Origin of the sequence: Methylocella tundrae (assembly GCF_038024855.1) — a bacterium.
Lineage (GTDB): Bacteria > Pseudomonadota > Alphaproteobacteria > Rhizobiales > Beijerinckiaceae > Methylocapsa > Methylocapsa tundrae.
Window position 1 is genome coordinate 3752341 of the sequence record NZ_CP139089.1, and the last position, 18002, is coordinate 3770342.

Here is an 18002-nt window from a genome sequence, read left to right on the forward strand (position 1 = left end):
TGATGTGCTGGCTTGGGATGTCCGCCGATCCGACCAGAATTGGGTCATGCGCCTTCAACCGGGAATTATTCTATACTCTGGGAGGAATTATTCTATGATGTCGGCCGAAAATAACATGAGGCTTAGATCAGCAGCTTGGCCCTCCATTGATCGTTCCCGCAAGGTTCTCGCAGCGGCGGCCCTGACTTTAGGCCTGTGCGCAGGATCGGCGCTGGCGCAAACGCCGGCCGGGACGATCGATCCCGCGGTGGCCGTTCCTGCTCCAACCGCGGAGTCTGCGCCTTCGGCCGCCGCGGCGGTGGAATCCCCCCAAGGCGCGAAGGCGGCCGGCGAATCCGTCAGGCTTGCGCCCCCTGCCGATGCATCTTTGCCGTCGGCCCTGCCGAACGATCTCTCGCCATGGGGCATGTTCCTCCACGCTAATTTGATCGTGAAGCTGGTCATGTCGGGGCTCGCCTTTGCTTCGCTCGTCACCTGGACGATCTGGCTGGCGAAAACCCTCGAGCTCTGGACCGCCCAGCGATCAGCGCATCGCGACCTCAAGACGCTCGCCAGCGCCGCGAGCCTTTCCGCTGCCGAGGCATCCTTCGCAGAGTCCGCCACTCCGGTCGCCCGGTTCGTTCGCGCCGCGGTTGGCGAAGAGGAGCGTTCAAACGGTCTGCCGGCCGAAGGCGTGAAAGAGCGCGTCGCGGCCTTGCTGTCGCGTCTTGAAGCCCATGCCGGGCGCAAGATGGCGCGCGGCACGGCGATCATCGCGACGATCGGTTCGACCGCGCCTTTCGTCGGACTCTTCGGCACGGTCTGGGGCATCATGGACAGCTTCATCGGCATATCAAAGACACACACCACCAATCTCGCCGTGGTCGCGCCCGGCATCGCCGAAGCCTTGCTCGCAACCGCGACCGGACTTGTCGCCGCCATCCCCGCCGTGATGATTTACAATGGCTTTGCGCGCGCCATCACGGGCTACAAGGCGCGGCTCGGCGACGCCTCGGCGGAGGTTCTCCGCCATGTGTCCCGCGATCTCGACCGCCGCGACGCCGACCGGACGCCCGCCGCGCCCGCAAAGGATGAGGCGCATGTAATCGCCATGCGCCGTTCGGCGGAGTAAGCCGATGGCTGTGCGGCTGTCCTCCAGCGACGATGATCTCGAGATCAATCACGAGATCAATGTCACGCCTTTTATCGACGTCATCCTCGTCCTTTTGATCATTTTCATGGTCGCCGCGCCGCTGTCGACAGTGGACGTCAATGTCGATCTGCCGGCCTCCACGGCCGAACCTGCGCAGCGGCCGGACAAGCCTCCGTTTCTGACGATCAAGCCCGATCTGTCGCTCGCGCTCGGGGAAGACCCCGTGACGCGGGACGGGCTCGCCGCCGCGCTCGATGCGCAGACGAAGAGCGATAAGGACAGCCGCGTATTCGTGCGCGCCGACAAGAGCGTCTCTTACGGCGACGTGATGGGGGCTATGAATCTTCTTCGGGCCGCGGGTTATCTGAAGATCGGGCTCGTCGGCCTCGAGGCTGATTCGGCCGCGCCTTCTGACGCAAAACCAGCGGGCGCCCATTGATGACGATGCACGTTCATCTCGTTTTGCCGCCGGATGAGAAACCCTCCCGCTGGCGTTGGACTCTCGCGGCGGCGGTGATCGTTCTTGTTCATGCGGGCCTGTTTTACTGGCTGAGCCGGAGGTTCGAGACGCCGGACCTTGGCGGGACGCCGGAATCCGCGATTCTGATCGAGCTTCCGCCGATGGGGGTGGCGCAGCCGGCGCCCGTGGCGGAAGTCCCGCCGGGGCCGGAAATGAAGGAGGCGGAGCCGGAGCCGACGCCGGAGCCCCAACCCGAGGCGGCCGAGCCGCCGCCGGCGCCGCCGGTTCCTGATCTTGCCCCCGCGCCAAAGGCCGACGCGGTGCTGGTTGCGCCGGACAAGCCGGAGCCAAAGCCCATCGTCGAGCCAAAGCCCAAGGCCGAACCGAAGCCGAAGGTCGAGGCCAAGCCCAAAGTCGAAGCAAAGCCCAAGAAGAAAATAACCGAGGAGCGTCCAAAGCCGGAGACGAAGCGGGAGCCGGGGCCTCGCGCCGCGCGCACCAGCGCGCCCGCCCGCCAGAGCGCCGGCGCCCCAGGCCAGGCCTCGCAAGGGGCCGCGGGCTCGACCATGTCGGCCGGCGCGTGGCGCAGTCTCGTCTCGGCGCAACTCAATCGCAACAAACGCTATCCGCCCTCGGCGCAGGGCGCGAGCGGGGCGGCGACGATCAGTTTTTCCATCGACCGATCGGGGCGCCTTGTTTCGGCGAGCCTCGTGCGGAGTTCTGGCTCATCCGCCCTAGACTCGGAGGCGGTGGCGATTGCCCATCGCGCCAGCCCCTTTCCGCCGCCGCCGGCCGACGTTTCCGGGAGCCGCATCACGCTGACCGTGCCGGTCAATTTCCGTCAGCAATGACGGGATTGGCTCAATCTGCGCGTTGCTATAGTCTCTGATACGAGGCTGACCCTCGGCTGAAGGCGGTGTCGATCCTGCCTGAATGCATCGTAAACGGAGTATTAAGAATGCTGGATAAGAGCTCGATTTTGGCAAAAATCTCCTGCTGCGGTCTGTTGGCGGCTGTGCTTGTCCTGCATTCGGCGCCGGCTGCATTGGCCGCCTCCGATGTGGTGTCGAAATATGACAAGGATAGCGACAAAACCCTCGATCTCGCCGAGGTGAAGAGCGCTGCGGGCGCGCAATTCGACAAACTGAACAAGGATTCCGACGACACGCTGGACAGCAAGGAAGTCAAAAGGGTGATCGGCAAGAAAGAGTTCAAGGCGGCGGACCCCGACAATGACGGGACGCTGAGCAAGGACGAATATCTCGCCATCGTCGAAGATCTGTTCAAGAAGGCGGACGTCGATAATGAAGGCACGCTCGACGCCAAGGAACTGAAATCAAAGGCCGGGCGCGCCCTGAAGCGCCTCATCGACTAGTTGGGCCGCCAATTTGTCCAGACGGCGTTCACGCCGTCTGGCTCCGTCTCTCCAGATTGTCGCGTTGATCAGAGCAAAGGCCTGCAGCCCCGGCGCGCGCTCTGGATGTTGTCCATTTGTTCTCAATTTTTTCATTTACAGACGTTGAACGTGTGATAGCCCATAAAATGGCCGTGTGCGTCAACGACCGGTCGGCTCGCCAAAGCGCAGCGGCTGTCGCCCGCGGGATTTGGATATCCTTCATTCTCCTGGGTGAGAATGGTCGCCCACCTCCTGCCATCAGTGGGGATAATGCCGAAAGCCATGGCGTGCGGGGACGCTGCAGCGAAGGCGAGTTCAATCATGGCGACGGCGAAGCCGCCAGTGGTGATTTTGCGCAATCCAATCATAATTTTTCTCCTGTTCGCGACTCGCTTGAACACGGCAAAAAGGCGCGTGATTTCGGCGAGTTGGCATTTTTGGGCTATGGCCGAGAACACTAGTGCTGATCGGGATGGGTTGGTTCCATCCGTTTCATGACCAATAGATAGGGCGGGAAATCCAATCTGTATAATTCATTGTTCTTCTGAAATTGATCGATTAATTGAATGATTTCCCGGGCGGCGCTGGCCGGTGTCGCTGACTTCGCGCCGGCGCGGAGCCGTCTTCCTCAAGCGGCAGCTCTCGCGGCGATCAGCGCCAGAGAAGAGCTGCCGTGATGCGCCTTGACAGAAGCCTTCTTTGTGTCTGGCCATTGTCAAACAGGCGATGCGCTCGAAAGAGCCTTGCGATATAAAGCGTCTATTCAAACGCGTGCGACATCGGAAGGCCCATGCCCTCAAAGCTCGATCAACTGAAAGCCATGACCACGGTTGTCGCCGATACCGGCGACATGGAGGCTGTGCGCGCCTTCGCGCCCGTGGACGCGACCACGAATCCAACCCTTATTCTGAAAGCCGCTCAGCTCGAGGCCTATGCGCCGCTGCTGTCCGAAGCGATCGTCTGGGGACGCAGCCACAATCATCTGACAAGCGAGGTGGCGGATCGGCTGGCGATCAATTTCGGAGAGGAGCTGACCAAAATCGTTCCGGGCCGGGTCTCGACGGAAGTCGACGCGGACCTCTCGTTCGACATAGAAGGCACGGTGGCGAAGGCGCGGGAGATCATCGCCGAATATGAGAGGCGCGGCGTCGGGCGCGAGCGCATCCTCATCAAGATCGCCGCGACATGGGAGGGCGTCAGGGCGGCCGAGATCCTTCAGGCCGAAGGGATCGACTGCAACATGACCTTGATCTTCTCGCTGGCGCAGGCGGCCGCGTGCGCCGACGCAGGCGCATTCCTAATCTCGCCTTTCGTCGGCCGCATTCTCGACTGGCACGTCAAGACCGAAGGCAAGACCTATACGGCCGAAACCGATCCCGGCGTTCTCTCGGTCAAGCAGATTTATGCTTACTACAAAGCCTACGACGTCAAGACCGTCATCATGGGCGCTTCGTTCCGCAACAAGGGCGAGATCGAAGCTTTGGCAGGATGCGACCGATTGACCATTTCGCCGCAATTGCTCGACGATCTCGCCAGGGACGACGGCGTCCTGGAGCGTCGCCTAGACCCTGCGAGCGCGGCTCATCGGGCGTCGGCGCGGCTCAATCTCGATGAGAAAACCTTCCGCTTTCTCTTGAACGAGGATGCTATGGCGACGGAAAAGCTCGCGGAGGGGATCAGGCTGTTCTCGCGTGATCTGCGGTCATTGCGCGAACTCGTGTCGCAGCGGCTCCTCGCCGTCGCCTGAGCCTGCTCAGGCGATCAACGGGCGGCGATTCATTCGTAGCTTGAGATGAATCGCGGCCGGTCCTGTGGAAGCGTGCCTGCCTGAGCATTGCGCCGCTCGTCCTTGAAGACAGCCGCTCGGCGCTTCGCCCCGCCTTGCCAGACAGCGGTCTGGCGCCGGCGCGGTAGAAAAGAAGCTTAAGCTTCTTTGTTTTTCGGCGTCAGAATCTGGCGGCCGCGATACATGCCGGTCTTGAGATCGACGTGGTGCGGACGGCGCAGCTCGCCGGAATCCTTGTCTTCCACATAGGTCGGGGCCGCGAGCGCATCGGCGGAGCGGCGGAAACCGCGCTTCATGGGGGAGGTTTTGCGTTTCGGAACGGCCATGGATCAGTCTCGATAAAGCTGTTAAGCGAACCTTGCGGCTCGACGTGAACTCAGGTGTGAACGCGCCTCATACAATGAAAAAACCGCGCTGGCTATCTCAAATCGCCACGAGAGCGCCACTCGGTTCGATCCGGGCCTTAATTGACGCAGGCCGTGTCCGTGCTCCGGGTGCGGGCGATGATGGTCGCGGCGCGCCGGCTCAGCTGCCGGCTAGGACGCGCTGGGTCGCGCAGCCGGGGATTGGGCAGCGCGGAGGCGAGCAGGGCGGCCTGGCGGAGGTCAAGCCTGTCCGCGCTTTTCTGAAAATAGCGCTGCGCCGCCGCCTCGGCGCCGAAAATGCCGTCGCCCCATTCGGCGATGTTCAGATAAATTTCGAGCACGCGCCGCTTCGGCCAGACGAAATCAATGAGCAGCGCCAGCGGGATTTCGATGGCCTTGCGGATGGCCGAGCGCCAAGGCCATAGAAACAGGTTCTTGGCCGTCTGCATCGTGATCGTCGAGGCGCCGCGCGAGGGCCCGTCCGCGTCGGCGTCGTCGATCACTTCCCGCAACGCCCCCCAATCGACCCCGTGATGGCGACAGAACAACGCATCTTCCGACGCGATGACCGCCGCGCGCAAATTGGGCGATATCTGAGCAAGCGGAACATAGAGGCGCTGGACCGGCTCGCCTTCAATCTCCCGCGCCAGCATCAGCGTCGACGTCGGCGTCACATATCGGTAGGCGAAGGCCAGCGCGACGACGCCAAGCGCGAACGCCAGAGCGAGCCGGGTGAGGATGATGAACAATTTGCCGACAAAACCAGCTCGGCTGAACCGCGACGCCATGCGCGAGCCTTGACCGATCTTCTCCGATCGGGCAAGCCGAGCCTGAACTTTATTGGTTTGGCGCGATTGGTTTGGCGGGGTTCGCCCGGCCGGCGAGTGGGATGAAGCGACGATGACTGAGGGCGCGGCGGCGGAATTCGAGACGCGGTTGAAGACAGTCGCGGAAGGCGCTGAGGATATTCTGGATCGCCTGCTTGGCGCGGCGACGCTTCCCGGCGAGATCGCAAGGCCCGCGCGTCTCCTCGACGCGATCCGCTATTCGACTCTTGGCGGCGGCAAGCGCCTGCGCCCCTTTCTGCTCGTCGAGACGGCGCGGCTGTTCGGAGTTGAGGGCGAGGGCGTTTTCCGCGCCGCCGCTGCGGTCGAGATGATCCATTGCTATTCGCTGGTTCACGACGATCTCCCGGCTCTTGATAATGACGATCTGCGACGTGGACGGCCGACGACGCACAAGGCTTATGATGAAGCGACCGCGATCCTCGTCGGCGACGGCCTTCTGACCTACGCCTTCGACGTGATCGCCGATCCCGCGACCCATCAAGATGCGGCGATCCGCGCCGGGCTTGTGCTGGAGCTTGCCCGCGCCGCCGGCTTCGGCGGCATGATCGGCGGACAGGTGCTCGATCTCGAGGCCGAACAATCGCAAGCAGCGCATACAACGGAGGCCGTGATCAGGCTTCAATCCATGAAAACCGGCGCCCTTTTGCATTTTTCGGTGATCGCCGGCGCCATCATCGGCAAGGCCGACGCGAGGGCGAGGGCCGCGCTTTCAGCCTATGGCCTCGCCCTCGGCGCGGCCTTTCAGGTTGCGGACGACATTCTCGACGTTGAAGCTGATGAGGCGGTGCTTGGCAAACGCGCCGGCAAGGACGCCGGGCGCAACAAGGCTACGCTTGTCGCGGCGCTCGGCCTTGAAGGCGCGCGTGAGCGGCGCGACAGACTTGCTGCCGAGGCAATCGCCGCGCTGGACTGCTTCTCGCAAGGCGCGGACGCTATGATCCTCAAAGAGGCGGCGCGCTTTGTCGCCCGGCGCGCCAGCTGAAGGCTGTTAAGACGTCCGATGCTCAGGAAGAGGCGGGCCATGGTGCGGATAGACTATCCCTATCTCACAGTCCGGGGCCATCCGCGCCTTTTCGCCGGCCTTGCGCTCGGCATATTGGTCACTTTTCTCCTTCCGGCCAATTTCCGGCTCGCGACACGGCTTTTGATCGCATGGAATATCGGCACATGGCTCTATTTTATTCTTTCGGCCGTGCTTGTCGTCACCTCTACCCCAGAATCCATGCGCCGGCGCGCCAAGGCCAGCGATGAGGGACGATTCCTCGTCCTCATTCTGACCAGTTTAGCCGCGATCGCTTCAATGGGGGCGATTGTGGCGCAGCTTGGCGCCACCAAGGATATGTCGGGGATGACCAAAAGCCTGCATGTCACGCTGGCGGCCGCGACCATCATCAGCGCCTGGACCTTCATCCATCTGACCTATGCACTGCATTATGCGCATGAATATTTCGACGAACTCGACGCCGAGCCGGGCAAGGAGCCGCATGAGGCGGGCGGCCTGAAGTTTCCGGGAACCGATGACCCCGATTACTTCGACTTCCTCTATTTTTCTTTCATTATCGGCGTCGCCTCGCAGACCGCGGACGTCGAAATCACGGCGAAGGAGATGCGCCGCGTGTCGCTGGTGCATTCCATTTTGTCGTTTTTCTTCAACAGCGCGGTGCTTGCGCTCACGATCAACATTGCGGCGGGGCTCATCTGAACGACGGCGCGCTTCTGAAGCGCCTCATTCTTCAGGAGCCGCCAAAATGGTAGCCGATCTGCACGAACGCGCCATAGAGGCCGGATTTGAAATCCATTCTTTGGATCGTGGGCGAATTTGGAAACTGCGTATAGCCGGTTGGCGTGCGAAGCGACCAATAACGGCCGTCGACGCCGATGCTTACGCGGTCGGTGACAAAATAGGATAGCGAGGCCTCGAGTTGAAGGCCGTCGCCTTTCCACCCCGTTTCGGTCATCGGATTGATATCGGGACGCAGCCAATGATTGTCGACGCCGCCGAATTTTGTATAGGGCAGCCATGCCGCCTCGGCGGCGAGCTTGACGCGATCCGTTAGCATGACGTCGCCGGCGAGGCCGAGACGAATCGAGTTCCAATGTTCCGTTTCGCTCAATATGAGTTGGCCGGCGGGAATATTGTCCGATGGGGCGCATATCGGCGAACTCGCAACCTGAGCGCAGCCATAGGCGTTGAGCGCCTGCTGGTAGTAACTGTATCCGACGAAGCCGCCGATCTTCCAGCCCTCGCCGCGCAGCGCGCTATAGCCGAGATCAGCGACAGCGGAGAAATTGCTCCCTTTTTGCTGCTGCGAAAGTGTCCTCGAATAAGGCTCCGTAACCGGCGGATAGTCCTCGTCGGTCATATGGCTGCCGAACAGGCTGCCGCCGCCAAGAAATCCTTTCACGAACACGCCCGAGCTATGGTCGACGCGAGCGAAGCCCTCGATCGCCCCGGCGCTGAGATCATTCCACGCGAGGCGCGAGACCAGGGTCGGCGAGTACGCGAAGAGGTTTTTCTGGAAATAGCCGGTCGTTACGCCGAATCGGCCGCCGAACTCGCCAGTGACGTCGCCAAGTATCGGCAGCATGGGCGCGGATATCTCGGGCGCCTCGTCGTTGAACCGATAATTGAGGCCGAGCTTGAACAGTTGCACGCTGTGGCGAACGCTCACATGCGAGACGTCGCCGTAATAGGGATCATAAAGGCCGATCTGTCCGGGCCCGAAGTCGTAATAGTCGAACTCGCCCTTGACCGACCAATGCGGCCATAAAGCGTATTCGACGCCGGCGCCGACGACCCAGCCAAAACGGGTCTGGCCGCCTGCTGGGCGAATGCCGTTGTGGTTTTCGACGAAGACAGGAACGGCGAAAGCCTCGTTGGCGATGGCGGCGCCCGCCTTGCCGAAGATCAACGCGCGTCCGACCGCATAGCCAGCGCGTCCGCTCACGTCGCCAAGCGCGCGGAGGTTTGATTCGCAGGTCCAGCCCAAGCCATCCTGCGCGCCAAGAGCGCCGCCGCATATGGCGTGGCCAAAGAGATTTGAAGCTGCGCCCGAGCCCTCAAGGCCGGCGACCCACGGGCCGACGGTGACATTGTAACCGATCTGTCCGCCGCCGAAGAGGCCGTTCTGGCCGGAGGAAGCCGGGTAGCGTGGCGTGCGCGCCGCAAGGATGCCGCCCGGATCAGACCATTTGGTCTCGCCCGTCGCGACGCCCCAGTTCACGCCGCCATAAAAGCCCTGCCACAAAGCGGCCGGCGCCGCCTCGCCAGCCGATGACGGCGCCGGCGGCAATAATGACGATGCGGCGACTGCTGCGACGAGAAGCGCGCGATTCATGTATCACCCCCGATGATCCATGACGACAATCGCCAACGATCAGCGCCGGCGCAATGGAAAACGCACGAGCGTCTCCCGCGCGTCTGCTCCAATCGACCAAGCCGCGATGTGTTCGAGTCTATTCCGCCGCGCTTTTCGCGCCGCCGAAGCGGCGTTCGATATAATTGTCGACGATCGTCTTGAACTCGGCCGCGATGCCTTCGCCGCGCAAGGTCATCGCCTTCTGGCCGTCGATGAAAACCGGGGCGGTCGGCGTTTCGCCCGTGCCGGGTAGGGAGATGCCGATATCGGCGTGTTTCGATTCGCCGGGTCCGTTGACGATGCAGCCCATGACCGCGACGTTCAGCGTCTCGACCCCGGGATAACGGGTCTTCCAGAGGGGCATTTCATCGCGGATGTAGGTCTGGATGTCGCGCGCGAGTTCCTGGAATACGGTCGAGGTGGTGCGCCCGCAGCCGGGGCAGGCGGCGACCAGCGGCACGAAAGTGCGAAAACCCATGGTTTGCAGGATTTCCTGACCGACCTTCACCTCAATCGTGCGGTCGCCGCCGGGCTCCGGCGTCAGCGAGACGCGGATCGTATCGCCAATGCCTTCCTGCAACAGAATCCCGAGGGCGGCGGAGGAGGCGACAATGCCTTTCGAGCCCATGCCGGCCTCGGTGAGGCCAAGGTGCAGCGTGTAGTCGCTGCGGCGGGCCAGCGTGCGATAGACGGCGATCAGCTGCTGTACGGCGGAGACCTTGGCCGAGAGGATAATTTTGTCTCGCGGCAGCCCGATTTCCTCAGCCCTCGCGGCGGAGAGCAACGCCGATTGCACCATCGCCTCGCGCATCACCGCGTCGGCTGGGACGGGGGCGGCTGTTTTTGCGTTCTCATCCATCAGGGCGGTCAGAAGCTCCTGATCGAGCGAACCCCAATTGGCGCCGATACGCACCGCCTTGCCGTGCTTGATCGCCATTTCGACGATGGCGGAGAACTGGCGGTCCTTTTTGTCCTTGAAGCCGACATTGCCCGGATTGATGCGGTATTTGTCGAGCGCCTCGGCGCAGGCCGGATGGTCGGCGAGAAGCTTGTGGCCGATATAGTGGAAATCGCCGATGAGCGGGACATAGCAGCCCTGACGCGCGAGCTTGTCGCGAATATGCGGCACGGCGGCGGCCGCCTCGTCGCGATCGACCGTGATGCGCACGAGTTCGGAGCCGGCTCTCGCCAGCGCGGCCACCTGCGCGGCGGTCGCGTCAATGTCGGCCGTATCGGTGTTGGTCATCGACTGAACGACGATCGGAGCGCCGCCGCCGACCCGGACCGCCGCCGCGCCCGATCCGACCATGACGCTGACCGAGCGTCGGCGCGGCGCCGGTCCCGCCTCCTGCGCGTCAGCGTAGCGGGAGGAGGCCGATGCTGTTTCGAAGGGCGTTTCTTGAAGCAAGCTCATGCGGGGCGGTTTCCCGAAGTTTTCGAAAGCGCCTCAAGGCGCGATCATCCGCCGGCGCGGCGCGATCCTAACCGACGGAGCCGCGACAGTCGTGGCCAAAAACGATTTTCGCGTCAAGTCGGCATATTGGCGCCCGGCGCGAGACGAAAGGCCGGACCTGGCTGCTAGGCCGCCGCGCAGGCCTGGCAAAGGCCCGTCACTTCCATGACTTGTGCGCGCGGAAAGAAATGCGCCTCGCTGGTCAGCTCCGCGATACTGCCGCGCAGCGCGCCGGAATTGGCCTCGACCACTTCGCCGCAGACGTCGCAGATTAGAAAGGCGATCGGCGCTTCGCGGGCGTGGCCGTGGCCGCAGGCGAGATAGGCGTTGCGCGAGGCCAGCCGGTGAACGAGGCTGTTTTCAAGCAGGAAATCCAGCGCGCGATAAATTGAAATCGGCGCCGGGCGTTTTCCGGTAAGATCCGCGACGCGGTCGATGAGATCATAGGCGCCGAGGGGGCGTCTCTCGCGCGCCAGAATTTCGAGGATGCGGCGCCGGCTCGGAGTCAAAGCGATGCCTTCCTGGCGGCACAGTGTCAGCGCCGCGTTCAAGGCGGTCTCGCCATCGGGCTTTTTCGAATGGTCATGATCCTGATGGTCGAGGCGGGGGGGCGATGCGCGCAAAATTGTCATCTCCGTAATATATCGCAATTATGCAGGTAAGGCGACCGGCTGCCCCCGGGGCGATTCCGCGCCGGAGCGCGCTTGGTAAGATCTTCGTCAACCCGGTAAAGATTTATTGTCAGCCCGGCAGTCCCGCCAGTCCATCCGCGCCCATTCACCACGGAGTTCATCATGACCCTGCAAACGCGCAACGCCATCGTCACCGGTTCGACCAGCGGCATCGGGCTCGCCATGGCGCGCGCCTTCGCCAAGGAAGGCGCCAACGTCACGATCAACGGCCTTGGCGACGCGGCGGCGATCGAAGCCGAACGGGCGGCGATCGAGAAGGATTTCGGCGTCAAGGCGCGCTATTCGCCGGCGAACATGACGAAGCCCGAGGAAATTCGCGCGATGGTGACGGACGCCGAGAAAGCCTTCGGCAGCGTGGACATTCTGGTCAATAACGCAGGGATCCAGCATGTCGCGCCGATCGAGGAGTTTCCGATCGACACCTGGAACCTCATCATCGCGATCAATCTGTCCGCCGCCTTCCATGCGATCGCCGCGGCGATTCCGGGCATGAAGGCGCGCAAATGGGGCCGCATCATCTCGACCGCCTCGGCCCATTCAAAAGTCGCCTCGCCCTTCAAATCGGCCTATGTGAGCGCCAAGCACGGCATCGACGGCCTGACCAAGACGGCCGCGCTGGAGCTCGCCAAATTCGGAACCACGGTCAATTGCATCTCGCCCGGCTATGTCTGGACGCCGCTCGTCGAGAAACAGATCCCGGACACGATGGCGGCGCGCCATCTGACGCGCGAGCAAGTCATCAATGACGTGCTTTTGACGGCGCAGCCGACCAAAGAATTCGTCACCGTCGAACAGGTCGCCGCGCTCGCGGTTTTCCTCACCTCCGATGCGGCCTGCCAGATCACTGGCGCCAATATCTCGATCGACGGCGGCTGGACGGCCGAATAAGCTGAATCGAGGAAGCCATGACTGAATCCGTCGCGCCGGACGACTGGAACGGCCAGAAAAAAATCAGCCTGGCCCTGCAGGGCGGCGGTTCGCATGGCGCCTTCACATGGGGCGTGCTGGACGCCATCCTCGAAGACGAACGGCTGGACGTGGAGGCGATTACGGGAACGAGCGCCGGCGCGATGAACGCCGTCGTTTTTGCCGAGGGTTATCTCGAAGGCGGCCGCAAGGGCGCGCGCAAGAGCCTCGCCAAATTCTGGCGTTCGATCAGCGACGCGGCGGCGTTCTCTCCCGCGCAGCAAAAAATCATCCACATGTTCTTCCGCGATCTGCCGCTGCAGCGCAGCCTTGCCTTCTGGTGGACGGATTTCCTGACCCATTATGCGAGCCCTTACGAGTTCAATCCGCTCAACATCAACCCGCTGCGCGACCATCTGATCAAAATGATCAATTTTGAAAAAGTGCGCGCCATGACCGAGCTGAAGCTGTTCGTTACGGCGACGAACGTCCATAACGGCAGGGTCACCATCTTCGAAGGCAAGGATCTGACCGCGGATCATGTGATGGCGTCGGCCTGCCTGCCGTTCCTTTTTCAGGCGGTGGAGATCGACGGCGTCCCCTATTGGGATGGCGGCTATATGGGCAATCCGGCGCTTTTTCCATTGTTCTACGAGACCGCGTGCCCCGATATATTGATCGTGCAGATCAATCCCATCGAGCGCGATGAAACGCCGAAGTCCGCGCGCGACATTCAGGACCGCCTGAACGAAATCACATTCAACGGCGCGCTGATGGGCGAACTCCGCGCAATGGATTTCGTCAACAGGCTGATCGACAAGGGCAGACTGACGGGCGACCAATATATGCGCACGCTCGCGCATCGCATCGACGGCGGGAAATTCCTTGAGCCCTTCGCGGCCTCGACCAAAATCGACGCCTCCTGGTCCATGATCCAGAAGCTGCATGGATTTGGCCGCGAGGCGGGCAAACAATGGCTCGGCGCGCATTACGAGAAGATTGGCGTCGAAGCGACGCTCGATCTGCGCATGGCGTACAGGTAGCGCTTCAGGAATTGAGCAGGGCGACAGCGCCGTTCAGCGCCGCCGCGAAGCTGATCCAGGCAAGGTAGGGCGCAAGCAGAAAGGCGGCGATCCGATCAGCCTTGGCGCTCTGCCACATGGTCGCCGCGAGCGTTCCGACGAGCAGCAGGATAATGGCGAAGCCGGCCCAAATGGCGTGGAGCCCGAAAAAGACGGGCGACCAGCTCGCGTTGAGAGCCAGCTGAACAAGGAATAAAATCAGGGCGCGCCGGCGCGCCGCCGATGGCGGGGCGCGGTCCCAAAGCCGCCAGAGCGCAATCGCCATCAGCCCGTAAAGGATGGTCCAGGCGATCGGAAAAGCAAGGTTCGGCGGCGTCCAGGCCGGCTTTGCCAGCGTTGCGTACCAGCCTGAAATCTGCGGCGCGGTGGCCGCGCCTTCGATCGCCGCGATTGCATAGCAAAGCGCGAAGCAGGCGACCAAACGAAACAGGGAGCGCGCGGCGCCTGTCAGAAGCGGCGCGTCTTTCATGGCGCGGCCTCGCCGGCTGAGTCGGCCGCATCATAGCGGCGGTGGCTGGCAAAGGCGTTGTATCGCGCCATCGCGTCGAATTGGGCTTTGAACATCAACGCCTCGTTCTCACGCCGCTTTTGGCGCCCCGGGCTGCTTCAAAGGGTGGGCGGCGCTGAACGCCTCGAGTTGGAGGCAGCGATCGATGATTTCCGCAAGCCTTGGATAGGCGTCGAGCGCGCCGCCGAAAAGCTGATGGCCGACGGCGACGCTGACGACCGAAATATCGGCGATGGTCACCGTGTCGCCGTGACAATAGAGGCCGGTCTCGCTCTCGCGAGTCAAATGTTCTTCAATTGATTGCAGGCCGAGCCCCAGCCAATGATGCGCCCATTTCGTCTGGCCGGTTTCATCGACGCCGAATTCAGCTGCGAGATAGCCGCGCACGCGGGGCGTCACCAGCGAATGCGCGTCTCCCGCCGCGATTTGCGCGAGCGCGCGCGCCCTTGCGCGTCCGCGCGGGTCGGCTGGCAGGAGCGGGGGAGATGGATGCGTCTCGTCGAGATATTCGAGAATGGCGAGGGATTGCACCAATGGCGGCCCCTCGCCCTCGATGAGCGCGGGAAGCAGGCCCTGCGGATTGATCGCGAGATAGGCGGGCGCGCAATGCTGACCCTTGAAAAGATCGACGAAGACCTGCTCGGGCGCCAGGCCCTTGAGATTAAGCCCGATGCGGACGCGAAAACTCGCGAGCGAGCGCCAGAATGTGAATATCTTCATAAAGCCTCTCCGCCAGCGGCTCCATGCTGCCACGAAACAGCATGGAGCTCCAGTGAGCGGCGGCGAACGCTGGAAGCTTACGCCGGCTGGATGGCGTCGCGATCGCCGCGGCGTCTTTCGCCCTGCGGCCTTGCGCTATTATAACGCGGCCTTGACGCCGACGGCCCATTCGAGCCCGGCGCGCCGGCGCTTCGCGCGCCGAAACCGCGTTCTTGCGGACGCGAGGCGCCTGGGCCTGGCCGCCTGTCCTGCTGCGGCCGCGGCGAGGTTGCGCTCCGCGCCGGCGGCTTTGCCTCCGGCGAGCCGGGCGCCGCGCGGCGGTCCTGCGTCGGCAGGTTAAGGCGCGTCAGCCTTTCGATATTGCGAAGAAGGTCGCGCTCGGCGCCGTCGCAAAGCGAAATCGCGACGCCTTCGGCGCCCGCCCGCGCGGTGCGCCCGATGCGATGAACATAGGCTTCGGGAACTTCCGGCAGGTCGAAATTGACGACATGGGTGACGCCGTCGATATCGATGCCGCGCGCGGCGATGTCCGTTGCAACGAGAGCGCGCACGCGCCCGGCGCGGAAAGCCGCGAGAGAGCGTTCGCGCTGATTCTGGCTCTTGTTGCCGTGGATCGCGACCGCCGCGATGCCTGTCGCGTCGAGATGCTGCGTCACCTTGTCGGCGCCGCGCTTCGTGCGGGTGAAGATGATCGTGCGCGCCATTCCGGCGTCGGACAAGAGATCGACGAGAACGTCGCGCTTGCGATGGGTCTCGACGAAAAGCACCTGCTGGTTGACCCGGTCGGCCGTCTTTGCCACCGGCGTGACCGAGACCTGGACGGGATCATTGAGGAGTTCGCCGGCGAGCTTGGCGATTTCGGTTGGCATCGTCGCCGAGAAGAACAGATTCTGGCGGCGCTTCGGCAGCGTGCCGACGACGCGGCGGATCGACTTGACGAAACCGAGGTCGAGCATCTGGTCGACTTCATCGAGCACGAAAAATTCAGTCTTGCCGAGATGCGCGGCGCCGGCGTCGAGATGATCGACGAGACGGCCGGGCGTTGCGACGAGAACATCGAGACCGCGCTGCAACGCCCTGATCTGCGCGCCATGCGGCACGCCGCCAAACACCACCTGGACGGAAAGCTGCATTTCCGAGCCGAGGCTGCGGAAGCTCTCGGCGATCTGGCTGGCGAGTTCGCGCGTCGGGCTCAGCACCAGAACGCGGGCTCCGCCACGCGGCGCCTGTTGCGGATGAGTGATGAGATGATGAAGGATGGGGAGGGCGAAGGCGGCCGTCTTGCCCGTGCCCGTTTGAGCGATGCCGACGAGATCGCGGCCCGTCATGAGATGGGGGATGGCTTGCGCCTGAATGGGCGTCGGCGCCGTGTAGCCGAGTTTATTCAGGGCAAGGAGAAGGGGCGCGGCCAAGCCGAGTCCGGAGAAATCTTGCAATGGGGGATCTTTCGATGAGCCCGTGGCCGCCTTTTGGGCGGAGCTGGGGCTTCAGATAGGTTGGACGCCCTGCGTGCCTGGGCTGTCGAGCGGAGTGCGCTGGTGCGCCCGACAGGAGAATAGCAAGCTATCCTTCACGCAACCGGAGCGCCAACATCTACACTTAGGCAGATGATCCTCTATCGCTGGTTTGCAGAGAAAAGTCAAGCCAGATCGGCTTACCGCGGGAGTTTACCGGATTCTCTTAAAGATTATCCACGCCCCCCGGCGCTTTCCACCGCGTAGCGCCTCTATTATAAAATGCCGCCCGCTCAGGTAGTATTTGAAGTATATATGACGAATCCGCCGTCTGCCCGGAGCGATGCAGCCTGAAGCCGAAGCTGCGGCTCGCGTAAAGCTCATGGAGCAGCCAACTGATTTGCTCTCGATTATTTGACTTGAAGAACGAACTCGGGCAGCCTTCCTAGCGCGCCCCAACCCTCCGGCTGAATCGGCGTCATCAGAGGGGGCTCAGACTTCCAGTAGAAAAACCCCGGAGCGTTTCTTGCATCAGGTTCGTTCGCGGAGATCGCCGCGCAAACGGACATCGCTCTTCGGGGAGAATCAAGGAGAACATTGAGATTGATGGACGACCTCACGATCAAAATTGGCAATGACTTAAAGCACAAGATTTGGGCGGGCGCCGAAAAGGCGTCGACATTTGATCTGCCTATGGTCAGCGTGATCGTCGTTAATTACAATTATGGGCGCTTCCTGCGCCAGGCCGTCGATTCGATATTTGCGCAAAACTATCCGAACATCGAGTGTATTATCGTTGACAACGCCTCGACGGATGAGAGCGCAGAGGTTCTCCTTGAGATCGCCGCGGATTATCCGAGCGCCGTGGTTTTAAGGCGCGCGCGCAATGAGGGGCAATGCGCCGCTTGTGTCGACGGCTTTGCGGCGAGTTCTGGCGAATATATCGTCTTCCTCGACGCCGACGATGTCTTGGTATCGGCCTTTGTCGAAACGCATGTCTTCGTGCATTTGTCTCTGCGCCTTCCCGTCGGCCTCACATCCTCGGACATGATGCAGGCCCTCAATTCACGGATTGTCCTTAGCACGATCCGCGGGGACAATGCGCAGGCGCTGGAAAAAACCAAAAACACCGCTGATCTTCTGCGAAATTTTGACTCGATCTGTCCCGAATTCTGGCCCTTGCAGAAAATGGACGCATCGATCAAGGCGCAAGTCCGGCTTATCGAGCCCATGAACGTCGCGTCATGGGTGTGGTCGCCAACTTCGGGCAATTGCTTTCGCCGCGATGCGCTCGATCTATTTATCGGCGATCCAGCGTTGCCCGGTTTGCGCTATGCGATTGACACTTACCTTATTCGCGGGATCAGCGTTCTGACGGGAAGCGTGCTGATCGACCGGCCCTTGTCGATTTACCGGATGCATGGCGGCAATGGCTTCACCAAGCATCCTCACCTCCATGGCGTTCTGAACTACGACAGGTTCGGCCCCAATGATCTCGACTTGCGCTCGCGCGAGATGATCATTGACCATTGCGTCGCCAACGCCCGCATGTTCAATAGCCGCCTCCATGAGGCCTCCTGCTTTATCCGGGCTCTCGAGGCGATCAACGATATTTGGCCGCCCCTGCGTTCGCGCAATAACGCCGCTAAAAGCTATCTCGCGGAAAGGCTCGAGACCGAAGCTGATGCGCTTGCCGATGTCTTCGGACGCAAGCTCGTTGCTTATTGGCGGGCCCGCCAACGTCATTCGATCATCCGGGCGTTGAAGGCCTGGGGCGCGCGATTGCTCCCGCGCAAATAGTCAATCCCCGACGTCCCAACGAGACCGGGGGCGCATTGCTC

General features: G+C 62.3%; 19 protein-coding genes. 11 read left to right on the plus strand and 8 right to left on the minus strand.

Annotation, left to right across the window (positions count from 1 at the left end; genetic code table 11):
* Positions 1-115 precede the first annotated feature (115 nt).
* The 6 genes from exbB (at position 116) to tal (ending at position 4735) form a co-directional block, all read left to right on the plus strand.
* The gene (gene exbB / locus SIN04_RS19495) at positions 116-1111 is read left to right on the plus strand and encodes a tonB-system energizer ExbB (RefSeq protein ID WP_134491958.1); all 996 of its coding nucleotides are present in this window, start codon (positions 116-118) and stop codon (positions 1109-1111) included.
* Between the two features lie 4 nt (positions 1112-1115).
* A complete protein-coding gene (gene exbD / locus SIN04_RS19500) occupies positions 1116-1571 on the plus strand; it encodes a TonB system transport protein ExbD (protein ID WP_134491960.1) in 456 nt (151 codons plus the stop codon).
* Complete coding sequence (locus tag SIN04_RS19505; RefSeq protein WP_341264163.1) at positions 1571-2443, plus strand: energy transducer TonB; 873 nt, start codon at positions 1571-1573, stop codon at positions 2441-2443. The genes exbD and SIN04_RS19505 overlap by 1 nt, the downstream gene beginning before the upstream one ends.
* A gap of 107 nt (positions 2444-2550) precedes the next feature.
* Positions 2551-2967, plus strand: coding sequence for an EF-hand domain-containing protein (locus tag SIN04_RS19510; protein ID WP_134491966.1), 417 nt, complete (start codon positions 2551-2553; stop codon positions 2965-2967).
* Positions 2968-3083: 116 nt separating this feature from the next.
* Complete coding sequence (locus SIN04_RS19515) at positions 3084-3449, plus strand: hypothetical protein (protein WP_134491968.1); 366 nt, start codon at positions 3084-3086, stop codon at positions 3447-3449.
* Positions 3450-3778: 329 nt separating this feature from the next.
* Entirely contained in the window at positions 3779-4735 is a 957-nt protein-coding gene (gene tal / locus SIN04_RS19520; RefSeq protein WP_134491970.1) for a transaldolase, read from the plus strand.
* 176 nt (positions 4736-4911) lie between these two features.
* Here tal and rpmF read toward each other — a convergent pair whose 3' ends face one another.
* Positions 4912-5100 carry a 50S ribosomal protein L32 gene (rpmF, locus tag SIN04_RS19525; RefSeq protein ID WP_012589860.1) on the minus strand — a complete coding sequence of 63 codons (189 nt, stop codon included), beginning with the start codon at positions 5098-5100 and terminating at the stop codon, positions 4912-4914.
* Positions 5101-5237: 137 nt separating this feature from the next.
* Entirely contained in the window at positions 5238-5927 is a 690-nt protein-coding gene (gene mtgA, locus SIN04_RS19530) for a monofunctional biosynthetic peptidoglycan transglycosylase (protein WP_134491972.1), read from the minus strand.
* 112 nt (positions 5928-6039) lie between these two features.
* Here mtgA and SIN04_RS19535 point away from each other — a divergent pair, with 112 nt between their 5' ends.
* Entirely contained in the window at positions 6040-6969 is a 930-nt protein-coding gene (locus tag SIN04_RS19535; protein ID WP_134491974.1) for a polyprenyl synthetase family protein, read from the plus strand.
* Between the two features lie 39 nt (positions 6970-7008).
* Positions 7009-7689, plus strand: a complete 681-nt coding sequence (locus SIN04_RS19540; RefSeq protein WP_134491976.1) for a DUF1345 domain-containing protein — start codon at positions 7009-7011, stop codon at positions 7687-7689.
* Between the two features lie 31 nt (positions 7690-7720).
* Here the strand turns inward: SIN04_RS19540 and SIN04_RS19545 are convergent, their stop codons facing one another.
* From SIN04_RS19545 to SIN04_RS19555, 3 genes are all read right to left on the minus strand, one after another.
* A complete protein-coding gene (locus SIN04_RS19545) occupies positions 7721-9325 on the minus strand; it encodes an outer membrane beta-barrel protein (protein ID WP_134491978.1) in 1605 nt (534 codons plus the stop codon).
* A 118-nt stretch (positions 9326-9443) separates the two neighbouring features.
* Entirely contained in the window at positions 9444-10760 is a 1317-nt protein-coding gene (ispG, locus tag SIN04_RS19550) for a flavodoxin-dependent (E)-4-hydroxy-3-methylbut-2-enyl-diphosphate synthase (protein ID WP_134491980.1), read from the minus strand.
* A 164-nt stretch (positions 10761-10924) separates the two neighbouring features.
* Entirely contained in the window at positions 10925-11431 is a 507-nt protein-coding gene (locus tag SIN04_RS19555) for a transcriptional repressor (RefSeq protein ID WP_134491983.1), read from the minus strand.
* Positions 11432-11593: 162 nt separating this feature from the next.
* Here SIN04_RS19555 and SIN04_RS19560 point away from each other — a divergent pair, with 162 nt between their 5' ends.
* Positions 11594-12379, plus strand: coding sequence for a 3-hydroxybutyrate dehydrogenase (locus SIN04_RS19560; protein ID WP_134491985.1), 786 nt, complete (start codon positions 11594-11596; stop codon positions 12377-12379).
* Positions 12380-12396: 17 nt separating this feature from the next.
* Positions 12397-13440 (plus strand): patatin-like phospholipase family protein, encoded by a 1044-nt coding sequence (locus SIN04_RS19565; protein WP_134491987.1) that lies wholly within the window; start codon positions 12397-12399, stop codon positions 13438-13440.
* A gap of 4 nt (positions 13441-13444) precedes the next feature.
* On the opposite strand, the gene SIN04_RS19570 is transcribed toward SIN04_RS19565, so the two are convergent.
* From SIN04_RS19570 to SIN04_RS19580, 3 genes are all read right to left on the minus strand, one after another.
* Complete coding sequence (locus tag SIN04_RS19570) at positions 13445-13948, minus strand: TspO/MBR family protein (protein WP_134491989.1); 504 nt, start codon at positions 13946-13948, stop codon at positions 13445-13447.
* A 108-nt stretch (positions 13949-14056) separates the two neighbouring features.
* Positions 14057-14707: a maleylacetoacetate isomerase gene (gene maiA, locus SIN04_RS19575; RefSeq protein WP_134491991.1), complete on the minus strand. Its 651-nt coding sequence runs from the start codon at positions 14705-14707 to the stop codon at positions 14057-14059.
* A gap of 77 nt (positions 14708-14784) precedes the next feature.
* Complete coding sequence (locus SIN04_RS19580; RefSeq protein WP_341264164.1) at positions 14785-16143, minus strand: DEAD/DEAH box helicase; 1359 nt, start codon at positions 16141-16143, stop codon at positions 14785-14787.
* Between the two features lie 624 nt (positions 16144-16767).
* Here SIN04_RS19580 and SIN04_RS19585 point away from each other — a divergent pair.
* Complete coding sequence (locus SIN04_RS19585) at positions 16768-17961, plus strand: glycosyltransferase family 2 protein (RefSeq protein ID WP_134491995.1); 1194 nt, start codon at positions 16768-16770, stop codon at positions 17959-17961.
* Positions 17962-18002: the final 41 nt, after the last annotated feature.

Excerpts from the sequence above, each read along its gene's own strand:
- exbB (WP_134491958.1), top strand. The coding sequence starts at position 116 with ATGAGGCTTAGATCAGCAGCTTGGCCCTCCATTGATCGTTCCCGCAAG.
- exbD (WP_134491960.1), top strand. The coding sequence starts at position 1,116 with ATGGCTGTGCGGCTGTCCTCCAGCGACGATGATCTCGAGATCAATCAC.
- SIN04_RS19505 (WP_341264163.1), top strand. The coding sequence starts at position 1,571 with ATGACGATGCACGTTCATCTCGTTTTGCCGCCGGATGAGAAACCCTCC.
- SIN04_RS19510 (WP_134491966.1), top strand. The coding sequence starts at position 2,551 with ATGCTGGATAAGAGCTCGATTTTGGCAAAAATCTCCTGCTGCGGTCTG.
- tal (WP_134491970.1), top strand. The coding sequence starts at position 3,779 with ATGCCCTCAAAGCTCGATCAACTGAAAGCCATGACCACGGTTGTCGCC.
- rpmF (WP_012589860.1), bottom strand. The coding sequence starts at position 5,100 with ATGGCCGTTCCGAAACGCAAAACCTCCCCCATGAAGCGCGGTTTCCGC.
- mtgA (WP_134491972.1), bottom strand. The coding sequence starts at position 5,927 with ATGGCGTCGCGGTTCAGCCGAGCTGGTTTTGTCGGCAAATTGTTCATC.
- SIN04_RS19535 (WP_134491974.1), top strand. The coding sequence starts at position 6,040 with ATGACTGAGGGCGCGGCGGCGGAATTCGAGACGCGGTTGAAGACAGTC.
- SIN04_RS19540 (WP_134491976.1), top strand. The coding sequence starts at position 7,009 with ATGGTGCGGATAGACTATCCCTATCTCACAGTCCGGGGCCATCCGCGC.
- SIN04_RS19545 (WP_134491978.1), bottom strand. The coding sequence starts at position 9,325 with ATGAATCGCGCGCTTCTCGTCGCAGCAGTCGCCGCATCGTCATTATTG.
- ispG (WP_134491980.1), bottom strand. The coding sequence starts at position 10,760 with ATGAGCTTGCTTCAAGAAACGCCCTTCGAAACAGCATCGGCCTCCTCC.
- SIN04_RS19555 (WP_134491983.1), bottom strand. The coding sequence starts at position 11,431 with ATGACAATTTTGCGCGCATCGCCCCCCCGCCTCGACCATCAGGATCAT.
- SIN04_RS19560 (WP_134491985.1), top strand. The coding sequence starts at position 11,594 with ATGACCCTGCAAACGCGCAACGCCATCGTCACCGGTTCGACCAGCGGC.
- SIN04_RS19565 (WP_134491987.1), top strand. The coding sequence starts at position 12,397 with ATGACTGAATCCGTCGCGCCGGACGACTGGAACGGCCAGAAAAAAATC.
- SIN04_RS19570 (WP_134491989.1), bottom strand. The coding sequence starts at position 13,948 with ATGAAAGACGCGCCGCTTCTGACAGGCGCCGCGCGCTCCCTGTTTCGT.
- maiA (WP_134491991.1), bottom strand. The coding sequence starts at position 14,707 with ATGAAGATATTCACATTCTGGCGCTCGCTCGCGAGTTTTCGCGTCCGC.
- SIN04_RS19585 (WP_134491995.1), top strand. The coding sequence starts at position 16,768 with ATGGACGACCTCACGATCAAAATTGGCAATGACTTAAAGCACAAGATT.